This window comes from Actinosynnema sp. CA-299493, from assembly GCF_050946825.1.
GTDB lineage: Bacteria > Actinomycetota > Actinomycetes > Mycobacteriales > Pseudonocardiaceae > Actinosynnema.
Genome location: NZ_CP191993.1, coordinates 6,074,687 through 6,087,036 on the forward strand (window position 1 = coordinate 6,074,687; position 12,350 = coordinate 6,087,036).

The following is a 12,350-nucleotide window of genomic DNA, read 5'->3' on the forward strand; positions in this document are numbered from 1 at the left end:
CCGCCGCCGTGCGGCCTCAGGCGCGGGTGCCCCGCACGATCAGCCGACGGGCGTGGTTGTCGTACGGCGAGCAGTCGAAGCCGCCGAAGCACTCGACGTCGGTGAACCCCGCCTCCTCGAACAGCGCCCGCAACTCGGCGGCGCTGTAGAGGGTGGAGTAGAGCGAGGTGCGCCGCACGTCGTCACCGCGCACCCAGGTCCAGTCGCTGCGCACGCGCGTCCAGTCGTCCAGGACCGTGTCGCGCATGAACACCGTGCCACCGTCGACGTCCACCGCCTGCGGTCGGCCCACCCACCCGGCGAACACCTCCTTGCCCAGTACGTCGACCAGCAGCCGGCCGCCCGGGACGAGGCTGGCGTGGGCGTTGCGCAGCACCGCGAGGTTCTCGCCCGGATCGGTGAAGTAGCCGAACGACGTGTACATGTTGATCACGAGGTGGTACGTGTCCGGCTCGACGTGCGCGCGCATGTCCGCCCGCACCAGCCGGGCGTCGAGCTCCGCCCGCTCGCACACCTCGCGCGCCCGCGCCAGCATCGCCTCGCTCAGGTCCACCCCGGTGACCGCCGCCCCGCGCCGGGCCAGCGGCACCAGGTGCGTCGCCGGCCCGCACGCCAGGTCGAGCACCCGGTCGCCCGGGGCGACCTCGAACAACGGGGACGTCGCCACCACCCGCTCCGCCTCCGCCACGCGGCTCGGTGGGAACATCACCTCGGCGAAGCCCGTCCAGAGATCGTCGTCCTCGTACCAGCCCATGCCGCTCCAGCCGTGTCGTCCTCGCGCGGAACAGCGCCGTCCAGTCCTACTGGTCGTCGGGGGACGCCGATCGGTTCCCACGACACGTGAACGCCGTCGGTTCCGGGAACCTCCCTGGACACCGGCACGAGCACCGCCGCGTTCAGCCCCCAGCGGGTCGAGTCCGCCTGGTCACGGCGGCGTCCACGAGCGGGCAGGCGCGGCACGTGTGGCCGGTCGGCGTGCGGTAGAACAGGCAGCAGCGAGCACCCCGGCGTCCGGCCCGAGGACCCGACAGGTCGAGGCGGTGGGCGGCACGACCGCCGGCTCGTGCGGCGACGACCTGTTCGGCTCACAGGTGCTCCGGGTGGGTGGTGGCTCGGACCGGCGGCGGATGCACCCTTGCCCGAGTGGTCGTCCACGGGCTGCCGCCGGTTCCCGCGGCCACGCTCCGGGGTGAGCCGGCGGGTCACGCGAAGTAGCGCAACCAGACGTAGGCCCAGGCCATCACCGTGCTCAGCACCGTCACGACGATGCCGTACCTGGTGAACTGCCAGAAGCTGATGTGGTTGCCGGTGCGCGCGGCGATGCCGATGGCGACGACGTTGGCGCTGGCCGCCACCGCCGTGCCGTTGCCGCTGAAGTCCGCGCCGAGCGCGAAGGACCACCACAGGGCCTGCCCGGTCGCCGGGTCCGGGACCTCCGCGACCATGCCCTCCACCACGGGGCTCATCGTGGCCGCGTAGGGGATGTTGTCGAAGAAGGCGCCGAGCACGCTGGAGCCGAACAACAACGCGGTGGCCGCGACGAAGTAGTTGTCGCCGACGCCCTGCACCGCCCAGCGGCCGATCGTCTCGATGACGCCGGTGTGCACCAGTCCCGCGACCATGACGAACAGGCCCATGAAGAAGGCCAGGGTGTGCCACTCGACCTCGCGCAGGACGTCGCCGACGTCGGCCCTGGTGGCCAGCATCATCAGCCCGGCGCCCACCAGGGCGACCACGGCCGGGTCGAGGTGCAGCACGGAGTGCAGGCCGAACCCGACGACCACCACGGCGAACACGGCGAGGCACCGGCGCAGCATCCTGACGTCGGTGATGGCCCGGCGCTCGTTGAGCGCCATCACGGCGGCGACGTGCTCGGGGTGGTGCTGGAACGACTTGCGGAACAGCACCCGGGTCAGCAGCACGAACACCGCGAAGATGATGACCACGATCGGCGCCATGTGCACCAGGAAGTCGGTGAACGTCAGCCCGGCGCGACTGCCGATGATGATGTTGGGCGGGTCGCCGATGAGCGTCGCCGCGCCACCGATGTTGGACGCGAGCACCTCGGCGATCACGTAGGGCTGGGGCGCGATGCGCAGCCGGTTGCACACCACGATGGTCACCGGGACGACGAGCATGATCGTGGTGACGTTGTCGAGGAACGGCGACGCCACGGCGGTGATCGCCATCAGCATCACCATCAGGCGGTACGGCTTGCCCTTGGCCTTCTTCGCCGCCCAGATGGCGAGGTAGTCGAAGATCCCGGTCTGCTTGACGATCCCGACGATGACCATCATGCCGAACAGCAGGAAGATGACGTTCCAATCGATGCCGGCGTGCTCGGAGAAGAACACCTCGGCGCCGGGGACCAGGCCCAGCACGGCCATCGCGCCCGACGCGATGAGCACCACCTTGAGCTTGTCCGCCTTCTCGGTGGCGATGAAGAAGAACGCCACCAGGAAGATCGCGAGGGCGAGGACGGCGCTCATCGGTCACGACCCGGGGGACCGGTCCGGCCGTCGGCGTGGCCCGAGTCGGCGGTGGGTTCGCGGCCTGGTGATGGGGTGGTCGCGGCACTCGGGCACACGGGAAGCACTCTCCTAAGAGGACGTGGTGAAGCGCACCCGCGAGGAAGCGCGGGTGCGAGAGGGGGAACGGTGGTGCGACGGGTGGCGTCAGCCGTCGCCGGGAGTGCCGCCGAACACCGCCAGGCTGGTGATCAGGCGTTCCAGCGTGACGGCGCCGAGGAGCGCTCCGGCCGCGTCGACCACCGCCACGAGCGGGCTGTGCAGGCGGGCCATGAGGGCGGCGACCTCCAGCAGCGTCGCGTCGGCCCGCGCGGTCACGGGTTTCACCGGCCGCCGTGGCGCGCAGTCGCCGACCGTCAGGTCGTCCGACTCCAGCCAGAAGCGGTCCGCGTGGGCCTCGTCGACGGCCCGCGCGAGCGCCGGGTCCTCCTGGTAGGCGCTGGGGACCACCAGGCGCAGCACCTGGGTCCCGGGCAGCACCATCAGGGGCCGCGACCGCTCGTCGACGACGATGAGGCCGGGCAGGCGGCTCACCGCCATCACCCGCACGGCCCGCGCGACCGGATCGTGGACGGTGACCGTCGGCACGTTCACCGCGATATCGCTGGCGTGCATGGAATCACCCTGTTCGGCGTGGCGGTGGAGGTGTGCCTGCGGCGTTCTCGCGGTCGCGTCACCGGGAACGGGGGTCGGCCGCGGTCGTGCGAGCGTCCGAGGTCTCGATCCCACCACGGCTCCCACCCCTTCCACCGGCGTCGTGATCCGTCCGCCCCAGTCTCCGAAGTGCGCGGTGACGGCACAATCGGTGCTGACACCCATCCGCGGGCGGTGGTGACGTGCACGTGGCGAATGGGTGCCGCCCCGGATGGACAGACGCCGGGCGGACCGGCAGCCTGGGACCGGAGGAGGCCGTGACCATGTCCCTGTTCTGGCGGATCTTCCTGCTCAACGCCGTGGTGCTGGTCCTGGCCGCGGCGGCGCTGCTGCTCGGGCCCGTCACGGTGTCCACTCCGGTCCTGTTCACCGAAGCGGTGGTCCTGTCCGGCGGGTTGGTGGTGATGCTGGTCGCCAACGCCGTGCTGCTGCGGGTGGGCCTGGCCCCGCTGGACCGCCTCACCCGGGCGATGACCACGACGGACCTGCTGCGCCCCGGTCCGCGCCCCGCGCCCACCGGCCACGGCGAGATCGCGGGTCTCATCAGGACCTTCAACACCATGCTCGACAGGTTGGAGGCCGAGCGCGGCGACAGCGCCGCCCGCGCCCTGTCCGCGCAGGAGGCCGAGCGCAGCCGCGTCGCGCGGGAGCTGCACGACGAGGTCGGCCAGACCCTCACCGCCGTCCTGCTCGAACTCAAGCGGGTGGCCGACCACGCGCCGCCCACCGTGCGCGACGAGCTGCGCCAAGTGCAGGAGACCACCCGCGGCGGCCTCGACGAGATCCGGCGGATCGCGCGCCGGCTGCGCCCCGGTGTCCTGGAGGAGCTCGGGCTGGTCAGCGCGCTCAAGGCGCTGACCACCGAGATCGCCGGCCACAGCGGCCTGTCGGTCCGCCGGCGGTTCGACGGCAACCTCCCCGACCTCGGCAACGAGGTCGAGCTGGTCGTCTACCGGGTCGCGCAGGAGGCGATCACCAACGTCGCGCGCCACGCGGGCGCCGACCACCTCGACCTCACGCTCAGCCACGACCGCGACAGCGTGGACCTCCGCATCCGCGACGACGGTCGCGGGTTCGGCCACTCGCCGGAGGGCTCCGGTATCCGGGGCATGCGCGAACGCGCCCTGCTCATCGGCGCCGGGCTCACCGTCCACTCCGACCCCGGCGGTGGCACCGAGGTGCGACTGCGCGTGCCGAACCCCGCCCGGAGCAGCTGACCATGCCGAAGCCACCGACCCGCGTCCTGCTCGCCGACGACCACGCGCTGGTCCGCCGGGGCGTCCGGCTGATCCTGGACGGCGAGCCGGACCTGACCGTGGTCGCCGAGGCCGGTGACGGCGCCGAAGCCGTCGAGAAGGCCCGCGCCGAACGCCCCGACCTGGCCATCCTGGACATCGCCATGCCCAGGCTGACCGGGTTGCAGGCCGCGCGGGAGCTGTCCCACCTCCAACCCGACCTGCGCATCCTCATCCTGACCATGTACGACAACGAGCAGTACTTCTTCGAGGCGCTCAAGGCGGGCGCCTCCGGGTACGTGCTCAAGTCGGTCGCCGACCGGGACCTGGTCGAAGCCTGCCGGGCCTCGATGCGCGGCGAGCCGTTCCTCTACCCCGGCGCGGTCACGGCGCTCATCCGCAACTACCTCGACCGCGCCCGCGACGGCGCGGACATCCCCGACAAGGCCATCACCGACCGCGAGGAGGAGATCCTGAAGCTCGTCGCCGAGGGCCACTCCTCCAAGGACATCGCGGGGCTCCTCGTCATCAGCGTCAAGACCGTCGAGCGGCACCGGGCCAACCTGTTGCAGAAGCTCGGCCTGAAGGACCGGCTGGAGCTCACCCGCTACGCGATCCGCGCCGGTCTCATCGAACCGTGACAGCGGGCCGACCATCACCGGGTGAGATCGGCAGAGGTCGGCCCGCTCGCCACGAGCACCCGCGCTAGGCGACGGCCATGTGCGCGAGCGCCAGCAGGGCGCCCGGGCCGGTCAGCACACCGAGTCCCAGCGCGCCGTAGAGCGGCTTGTCCTTGACGACCATCCCCACCATCAAACCGATCGCCGACAAGACCATGGCGGCGAGCAGGACGAGCACGACGAAGTACATGTACGGGGTTCCTCACGGAAGTTTGCGGCCGTGCGGGCATCCGTCGTCGTCCACCGCCACGGGGTGGTGACGCGCGACGGACCCGGCACGGGAAGGCGGCACGACGTCGAACGGCCCGCGCGCGTCCGTCGCGCCACCTCGGACGAGGAGGTGCGCGGACGACGTGGCAGGGCGGTTCGGCTCCGGCGCGGCCGGATCAACTCCGGCGCGGCCGGATCACGCGGTCGGCGGCGCTCGACTCGACCGCGGCGTCGGCTCCCCGGCGCCCGTCCCGGTGCGGTCGACCTCGCCGCCGGGCAGCGGTCCCGGCCGGGCGCCCGCACCGGCCGCGCGGGGGTGGGCGGCCCACCAGGTCTCGGGCACCGCCGTGTTCGGCGCGGACCGCGCCGCCATCGACAACCGCAGCCAGTCGTGCAGGTCGTCGTTCATCGACGGCGCGGCCGACGCCGACTCCCCGAGCAGCGACGCGCCGTGCCACGGCTGCGGTCGCGGCCCGGCGGTTCCGCCGTCGGTGTCCGGCGCGACACCGGCGCTCACGCCGAGGAGCACGAGCAGGAGGGCGAGCAACAGCCCGAGCCGGCACGTCTTCTCGACTGCTCGCACCCGCCGGCCCTCCTCCACCACGTCGACGTGCTCTTCCGAGGTGCGCACAGCCTACGTGCTGCCCGGGGCGTCACGGCGAGCGTTCGCCCTGGGCCGGTGCTGTCGGTGACCGTCGCGGTCAGGGCATGGCGCTGCCGTTCTCGGCCTGGTCGTCGGTCCCGCGCACGTCCCGGCTGCCGCGGCGGTGGGCGGCGCGGGCTATCGCGTGACTGGCGACCGGCGAGGTGAGCGTGACGAACGCGATCGCCAGCACGGCGAAGGTGATGATCGTCGCGTCCTCGGTGGCGATCGAGGAGGCCAGGACCGCGATCACCCCGGGCCCGGCGGCCAGGCCCTGCGCGTGCAGCTGGCTGTAGGTGTCGGGCAGTCGCAGGACGCCGACGAGGCTGATCGTCAGCAGCACCAAGCCGAGCAGGAGCAGTGCGCCGCCGACCACGTCGAGCAGGGTGGAGATCATCCGAACGGCCCTCCCGAGTCGAGGTAGCGCGCCGCCGCCACGGTGGCGACGAAGGAGAGCAGGGCGAGCGCCACCGCGGCGTCGAAGTAGTACGCCTGGCCGCGCAGCTGGGAGAGCAGGGCCAGCAGCGCGATGACGATCACGGCCAGGAGGTCGAGCGCGACCACCCGCTGGAGCGCGTCGCGGGCGCGGACCAGCGCCAGGCCGCCGGCGACCAGCAGCAGGGTCACCCAGAACAGCGCGGGGATGACGACGAAGGCGGGCACGGCGGTCAGGGGAAGACCCGGCGCTGGCGCCGCTCGTAGGAGTCGTGCTGCGCGGCGACCACGGCCTCCGGGTCCCGCGCGTCGAGCACGTGCAGCAGCATCCGGCCACGCTCCTCGTCCAGCTCGACGACGACGGTGTCCGGCACGAAGCCGACCCGGACGCCCCAGGCCGCGGCCGAGACCGCTCCACCGCGGGGGATCGGGACCTCGACGAGCCCGGCCGCCGGCGGGCCCTTGCCCACCAGGCAGGCGGCGGTCTGCCAGGTGCCGACCACCAGGTCGACCAGCGTGCCGCCGATCAGCGCCGGCACCCCCGCGAGCCGGCGGCCCAGCGGCACGGTCGACGGTGGTGGTCGGTGCGGGCCGACCCGCCTGGCCACCACGAGGAGCAGGGTCGACAGGACGAGCCCGACGAGGACGTCCCCGGGGTGCAGGCTGGTCAAGGCCAGCAGGTAGATCGAGGTGAGCACGACGACGCGCAGCAGCATGGCGGGCATCCGAACCTCCGTTGTCATCGCGGTTCCACGGTCAGCAGGGCGTCCACCGCGTGCCCGGTGAGCAGGAGCAGCGGCTCGGGCCACAGCCCGGCGGCGAGCACCAGCAGCGCCAGCGCCGCCGTGGACAACCGCTGCGGCAGCGGGGTCGTCATGCCGGTCGCGGACGGGTCGGGCCGCCAGAAGCTGCGCTGGTAGACCTGGAACAGGTAGACCAGCGAGAGCGCGCTGCCGACCACGAGCAGCACCACGAGGGCGGCGCTGCCGGCCACGATCGCGGTGCGGAACAGCTCCAGCTTGCCGATGAACCCCGCCGCCGGCGGCACACCCGCCACGCTGAGCGCTCCGACAGCGAACGCCGCCGCGACCAACGGGCCGCGCACCCCCGAGGCCAGGAACAGCAACGCCTTGTTCAGCGAGTTGATCACGCTGTAGAGCACCGCGGCGACCAGGCCGACCGGCCCGCCCACGCCCAGCGCGACCAGCACGTACCCGACCTGGCCGATCGCCGAGTAGGCCAGCATCTCGGCCGCGTCGCCGCGCGCGACCGCCAGCACCCCGCCGTAGACGATCGACGCGGCGCCCAGCACGACGAGCACGACACCGGCGAGCCGCAGCTGCTCGGGGAACAGGTCGACGCCGAAGCGCAGCAGGCCGTAGGCGCCGATGTTCGCCACCGCGCCGCTGAGGATCGCCGCGACCGCGGGCCGGGCGCCGGCGTAGACGGTGGGCAGCCAGAAGTGGAAGGGGAACAGGCCGAGCTTGACGCTGAAGGCGATGAAGAACCCGGCCGCGATCAGGATGGCCGCGTTGGGGTTGACGGCGGGCATCCGCTCCGCCACCTGCCCCATCGCCAGGGCTCCGGTGACGTGGTAGGCGCCGGCCACGGACAGCAGGAAGACGAACGAGCCCAGCAGGTTGACCGCGGTGAACACCACCGCCGCCCTCAGCTGGCGCCGCTTGCCCCCGTAGGCGCTGAGCGCGTACGAGGCGGTCATCGCCAGCTCGAAGAAGACGTAGAAGGAGAACACGTCGGCGGTGAGGAACAGGCCGGTCAACCCGGCCCCCAGCAGCACGACCAGGCCGGGGAAGGTGCGCGACCGCACCCCGCCCACCGCCTCGTGCGCGGCCCCGGCCAGCAGCACGAGCACCGAGAGCAGGGCGAAGGCGACCCCCAGCGCGTCCGCCCGCAGCACGATGCCCACCCCGACGGGCCAGCCGCCGGTGACGACCTGCCGGGCGGCCCCGCCGAACACGTCGGCGGCGAGCACACCCAGCACGGCGAGGGTCGCCGCGAGCGACGCGACCGCGAGCCAGGCGACCACCCGCCGACGTCCGTCCAGCGCGACGAGCACGGCGCCCGACACCCAGGGCACGAGGAGCGCGATCGACAGCAGCATCAGCGGCTCCGCCCCCGCCCGGCCCGCCGCTCGTCCGCCAGGCGGGCCTCGTCCTCCGGGTGTGCTCCACCCGCCGAGGGGGTCTCGTCCTCCGGGCGCGTCTCGGTCTCCTCGCGGTCGGCCTGCCGCTGCTGCTCCAGCCCGGCCTCGTGCTCGGCCTCGGTCGCCGCCAGCTCGTCCTGCTCGGCGGTCCGGAAGACCACGACGGCCCGGTGCACCAGCGCGAGCAGCAGCGCCACCGTGGCCAGCCCGATGACCAGCGCGGTCAACGCCAGCGCCTGCGGCAACGGGTCGCTGACGGCGTCGCCCGGCGCCACCGCGATCGCTGCCCCGCCCCGGCTCAGCGCGGCGGCGATGATGGTGACGACGGCGCTCTGCGAGATGAGCATGATGCCCGCGACCATCCGGATCAGGTCGCGTTTGAGCAGCAGGTAGGCGCCCGAGCCGAACAGGACGGCCGCGGCGAGGGCGAAGGCGAGGATCACCGCTCGACCACCCCCGGGGGTCGGCCGAGCTGGTGCAGCAACGTCGTCAGCACGCCGACGACCAGCAGGAACACCCCGAGGTCCAGCAGCAGCGGGGTGAACAGCTCCAGCGCGCCGACCTTGGTGACGTGCTCCCCCGGTGCGGGGCGGTGGGTCACCGGCGCCTCGCCCAGCAGGAGGGGGAAGAACCCGCTGGCGAGCGCGAGGAGCAGTCCGCCCACCGCGAGCTTCGGCGCGTGGCGCAGCACCGGCAGCGCCGCCTCGGCGGCCACGGCGCCGAGCGCCACGTAGATCAGCGAGATCGCCAGCCCGACGATCACCCCGGCGGCGAACCCGTCACCCACCTCGGCGTACCCCTTGGCGATCAGCGCGGCCGCGACCACGAGGCTCGGGCCGGGCAGCAGCCGGGCGACGACCCGCACCACCGGGTCCGTCGGCGCGCCGCCACCTCCCGCGCTCACCACAACCTCCCCCGCCGCATCAGGGTGGCCACGCCGACCACCGCGACCAGCAGCACCGTGATCTCGACCAGCGTGTCCAGGCCGCGGAAGTCGGCCACGATCACCGTGACGACGTCACCGCCGTGCGCGGCCGGGGTGAGCCGGATGTGCTCGGCCGAGACGCTGTCCGCCGCCGGCTGCGACAGGAACCCCCACACCGAGGCGAAGACGGCGAGCCCGGCGACGCCGCCGGCCAGGGGGTCCCGCCAACGCCTGCTGGGACGGGCGGGGACGACCGCCGCGTCCCGCGCCGAGTCCGCGCCGGGCATCCGGGCCAGCGCCGCGAGGAAGACCAGGGTCAGCATGGTCTCGACCACGACGGCCACCAGCGCCACGTCCGGCGCGCCGACCAGCGCGTACACCGCCGCCAGCGCGAAGCCGACCACCGACAGGGCGAGCGCCACGGCCAGGCGGGACCGGGACCGGGCGATCACCACGGTCGCGACGACCGTCAGCACCAGCAGCGGCAGGATCAGCCAGTCGGCTCCCGCGACCACCCCGACGACGTACGCGCCCGCCGTCGGGGTGGCGGCGAAGGCGAGGCCGATCAGCAAGCCGGCCGGGACCAGCACCGCGGCGATGCTGGTGCGCAGGTCCCGCACCTCGCGGTCGTGCAGCGCGGCCGACAGGCGGCCCAGCGCGTGCAACGCCGCCTCGTAGACCCGCCGCGGCCCCCACCGCTCCCCCGCCGCCACCGCGACCCGCGCCACCCGGTCCCCCACCCGCGGCACGGCCAGCAGCAGCCCGCCCAGCACCCACGCGGCGACCGCCATCAGGTTCTCCGGTCGGGCGTCGAAGTGGTAGGCCGGGGAGACCGTGACCGGCGCGCCGGTCGAGACACCGGCCGCGTCACCGGCCAGCCGGGCGAACGGGGCCACGACCAGGCCCCCGAGCAGGGCGATGGCGGCCAGGACGACGACCGGTGCGACGAGCAACCCGGACGAGGCGCCGACGTGCCCGCGCGGGGGGCCGAGGAACAGCGCCAGCCAGAAGCGGCCGATGTAGGCGAACGTCAGGGTCGCCGCGAGGACGGCCAGCGCCGCGGTCGCCGGACCGTGCCGCAGCGCCGCGGTGAACAGCAACTCGTCCTTGAAGAAGCCGATCGTCAGCGGCAGCGCGGCCAGCGTCGCGGACGCCACGCCGGCCGCCGCCGCGAGCACCGGCGCGCGACGGCCGAGTCCGCCCAGCCGGGACAGCCGGTCTTCCCCGGTGGCCATCGTCACCGCGCCGGCGGTCATGAACAGGGCGCTCTTGGCCATCCCGTGCGCCAGCACGTAGAACGCCGCCGCGCCGTTGCCCTCGGCCCCGCCGATCCCGTACAGCATGACCAGGTAGCCGTACTGCGAGATCGTGGAGTAGGCGAGGACCTGCTTGAGCACGTCCTGCCGCAGCGCCAGCACCCCGCCCACCACCACCGACGCCGCTCCCACGACCACCAGCCCGGTCAGCACGGCCTCGCTGCGGGCCAGCAGCGGGTGCACGCGCCCGATCACCAGCACACCCGCGGCGACCATCGCCGCCGAGTGCAGGTAGGCCGACACGGGTGTCGGCGCCGCCATCGCGCGCGGCAACCAGAAGTGCACCGGGACCTGCGCGCTCTTGGTCAGCGCGGCCACCGCCAGCAACGCGGCCGCCACCGTGGTGGTCGTCGACGGACCGGCTCGGACCAGCAGCTCGGGGATCGAGAACGTGCCGTGCACCGCGTAGAGCACCACCGCGGCGACCAGCATCGCCACCGCGGCGACCACCGTGACCAGCAGCGCCATCAGCGCCGCGGTGCGCGCGCCCCGCTCGGCCCGGTCGAACCCGATGAGGAAGTACGAGCACACCGCGGTCAGGTCGAAGAAGACGAACACCAGCACCAGGTCCTGCGCGGTGGCCAGGCCCACCATCGCCACCGCGAACAACGCCATCCACGGCCAGAACCGCCAACGCTCCACCGCGGAGCGGCGCTGGTGCTCCAGGTGCAGGGTCAGGTAGCGGGTGCCGTAGGCGAAGACGAGGGCGCCGACACCGGTGGCCAGCAACCCGTAGAGCACGGCCAGGCCGTCGAGCGCGAAGCTCAGCCGGAGGTCCAGAGTGGACGCCCACGGCACCGAGAACGCGCCGCCGCCGGCCAGCCAGCCGAGCAGGCACAGGGCGAAACCCACCGCCGCGGCCGCGCACGCCACCCACCCCTGCCAGTCCACCGACAGTCCCGGGCGCCCACCCTCCTCGCGCGTCGCCGCGGCACCGTGCGTGAGGGCCACGGGCAACTCCTCCAGCCGGACGTCGACTAGATCGCAACGTACGGGATCCACACAGGACTCGCAGACGGGACGAGCCCGCACGGCCGCACGACCCCCCGGGCGGGTTGACATGGTTTGCATCACCAACCATTATCGAGGTAGTTGGTATTACAAACCAACCGTCCGGTCCACCACTGACCCGAGGAGGGTCCCCATGCCCGCGATCAAGGCCAAGCGCCGAGCGGCAGCCCTGGCCACCGCGACAGCGGCCCTGGCGTTCGGCGCGTCCGTCAGCTCGTCCGCCCAGGCCGCCGCCCCGTCAGCGGGGCCGACCGCCCGTTCCGCCACGTCGGGGGTCCCGGCCCTGGTCGACTCCGCGGTCGACCTGGACAGGCACGCGCCCGGACCCCAGGAGGCCTGGTTCGACTCGATCTACTTCACCAGTTCGGTGCGGGCGAGTGGCACTCCCGACCACCGGCCGGTAGCGGTCCGGGTGTGCGCGAACTCGACCCCGTCACCGCCGAGGGCCCCCGCGCGCCGGACGGCTCCCTGCCCGTCACCGGGTACCTCACCGACACCAGGGACGCCTCCGTGGGCGCACCCATGACCGCCCCGCGCTGAACGAGCAGG

The 12,350-nt window shown here is 73.3% G+C and carries 16 protein-coding genes; 3 read left to right on the plus strand and 13 right to left on the minus strand.

Going from position 1 to position 12,350, the window contains the following annotated elements; genetic code table 11:
* Window positions 1-16 precede the first annotated feature (16 nt).
* From ACQPYE_RS25320 to ACQPYE_RS25335, 4 genes are all read right to left on the minus strand, one after another.
* Window positions 17-754 carry a class I SAM-dependent methyltransferase gene (locus ACQPYE_RS25320; RefSeq protein WP_498714880.1) on the minus strand — a complete coding sequence of 246 codons (738 nt, stop codon included), beginning with the start codon at window positions 752-754 and terminating at the stop codon, window positions 17-19.
* Between the two features lie 142 nt (window positions 755-896).
* A complete protein-coding gene (locus tag ACQPYE_RS25325) occupies window positions 897-1,031 on the minus strand; it encodes a (2Fe-2S)-binding protein (protein ID WP_498722983.1) in 135 nt (44 codons plus the stop codon).
* 171 nt (window positions 1,032-1,202) lie between these two features.
* Entirely contained in the window at window positions 1,203-2,489 is a 1,287-nt protein-coding gene (locus tag ACQPYE_RS25330; RefSeq protein WP_498714881.1) for an ArsB/NhaD family transporter, read from the minus strand.
* 186 nt (window positions 2,490-2,675) lie between these two features.
* A complete protein-coding gene (locus tag ACQPYE_RS25335) occupies window positions 2,676-3,143 on the minus strand; it encodes a CBS domain-containing protein (protein WP_498714882.1) in 468 nt (155 codons plus the stop codon).
* 302 nt (window positions 3,144-3,445) lie between these two features.
* On the opposite strand from ACQPYE_RS25335, the gene ACQPYE_RS25340 reads away from it, so the two are divergent.
* Together ACQPYE_RS25340 and ACQPYE_RS25345 are read left to right on the plus strand one after the other, a co-directional pair.
* Window positions 3,446-4,399: a HAMP domain-containing sensor histidine kinase gene (locus tag ACQPYE_RS25340; protein ID WP_498722984.1), complete on the plus strand. Its 954-nt coding sequence runs from the start codon at window positions 3,446-3,448 to the stop codon at window positions 4,397-4,399.
* Window positions 4,400-4,401: 2 nt separating this feature from the next.
* The gene (locus ACQPYE_RS25345; RefSeq protein ID WP_498714883.1) at window positions 4,402-5,058 is read left to right on the plus strand and encodes a response regulator; all 657 of its coding nucleotides are present in this window, start codon (window positions 4,402-4,404) and stop codon (window positions 5,056-5,058) included.
* A 64-nt stretch (window positions 5,059-5,122) separates the two neighbouring features.
* On the opposite strand, the gene ACQPYE_RS25350 is transcribed toward ACQPYE_RS25345, so the two are convergent.
* The 9 genes from ACQPYE_RS25350 to mbhE form a co-directional block, all read right to left on the minus strand.
* Window positions 5,123-5,287, minus strand: coding sequence for a hypothetical protein (locus ACQPYE_RS25350; protein ID WP_498714884.1), 165 nt, complete (start codon window positions 5,285-5,287; stop codon window positions 5,123-5,125).
* A 216-nt stretch (window positions 5,288-5,503) separates the two neighbouring features.
* A complete protein-coding gene (locus tag ACQPYE_RS25355) occupies window positions 5,504-5,938 on the minus strand; it encodes a hypothetical protein (RefSeq protein WP_498714885.1) in 435 nt (144 codons plus the stop codon).
* A gap of 70 nt (window positions 5,939-6,008) precedes the next feature.
* Window positions 6,009-6,347 (minus strand): monovalent cation/H(+) antiporter subunit G, encoded by a 339-nt coding sequence (gene mnhG, locus ACQPYE_RS25360; protein WP_498714886.1) that lies wholly within the window; start codon window positions 6,345-6,347, stop codon window positions 6,009-6,011.
* Window positions 6,344-6,613, minus strand: a complete 270-nt coding sequence (locus tag ACQPYE_RS25365; protein ID WP_498714887.1) for an MrpF/PhaF family protein — start codon at window positions 6,611-6,613, stop codon at window positions 6,344-6,346. Before ACQPYE_RS25365 ends, mnhG begins: the two co-directional genes overlap by 4 nt.
* A 5-nt stretch (window positions 6,614-6,618) precedes the next feature.
* Complete coding sequence (locus tag ACQPYE_RS25370) at window positions 6,619-7,128, minus strand: Na+/H+ antiporter subunit E (RefSeq protein WP_498714888.1); 510 nt, start codon at window positions 7,126-7,128, stop codon at window positions 6,619-6,621.
* The gene (locus ACQPYE_RS25375; protein ID WP_498714889.1) at window positions 7,125-8,507 is read right to left on the minus strand and encodes a complex I subunit 5 family protein; all 1,383 of its coding nucleotides are present in this window, start codon (window positions 8,505-8,507) and stop codon (window positions 7,125-7,127) included. Before ACQPYE_RS25375 ends, ACQPYE_RS25370 begins: the two co-directional genes overlap by 4 nt.
* Window positions 8,507-8,992, minus strand: coding sequence for an NADH-quinone oxidoreductase subunit K (locus ACQPYE_RS25380; protein WP_498714890.1), 486 nt, complete (start codon window positions 8,990-8,992; stop codon window positions 8,507-8,509). The genes ACQPYE_RS25375 and ACQPYE_RS25380 overlap by 1 nt, the downstream gene beginning before the upstream one ends.
* Window positions 8,989-9,453, minus strand: coding sequence for an MnhB domain-containing protein (locus tag ACQPYE_RS25385; RefSeq protein WP_498714891.1), 465 nt, complete (start codon window positions 9,451-9,453; stop codon window positions 8,989-8,991). Before ACQPYE_RS25385 ends, ACQPYE_RS25380 begins: the two co-directional genes overlap by 4 nt.
* Entirely contained in the window at window positions 9,450-11,741 is a 2,292-nt protein-coding gene (gene mbhE / locus ACQPYE_RS25390) for a hydrogen gas-evolving membrane-bound hydrogenase subunit E (protein ID WP_498714892.1), read from the minus strand. Before mbhE ends, ACQPYE_RS25385 begins: the two co-directional genes overlap by 4 nt.
* 474 nt (window positions 11,742-12,215) lie before the next feature.
* Between mbhE and ACQPYE_RS25395 the strand changes: the two genes are divergently transcribed.
* A complete protein-coding gene (locus ACQPYE_RS25395) occupies window positions 12,216-12,341 on the plus strand; it encodes a hypothetical protein (RefSeq protein ID WP_498714893.1) in 126 nt (41 codons plus the stop codon).
* Window positions 12,342-12,350: the final 9 nt, after the last annotated feature.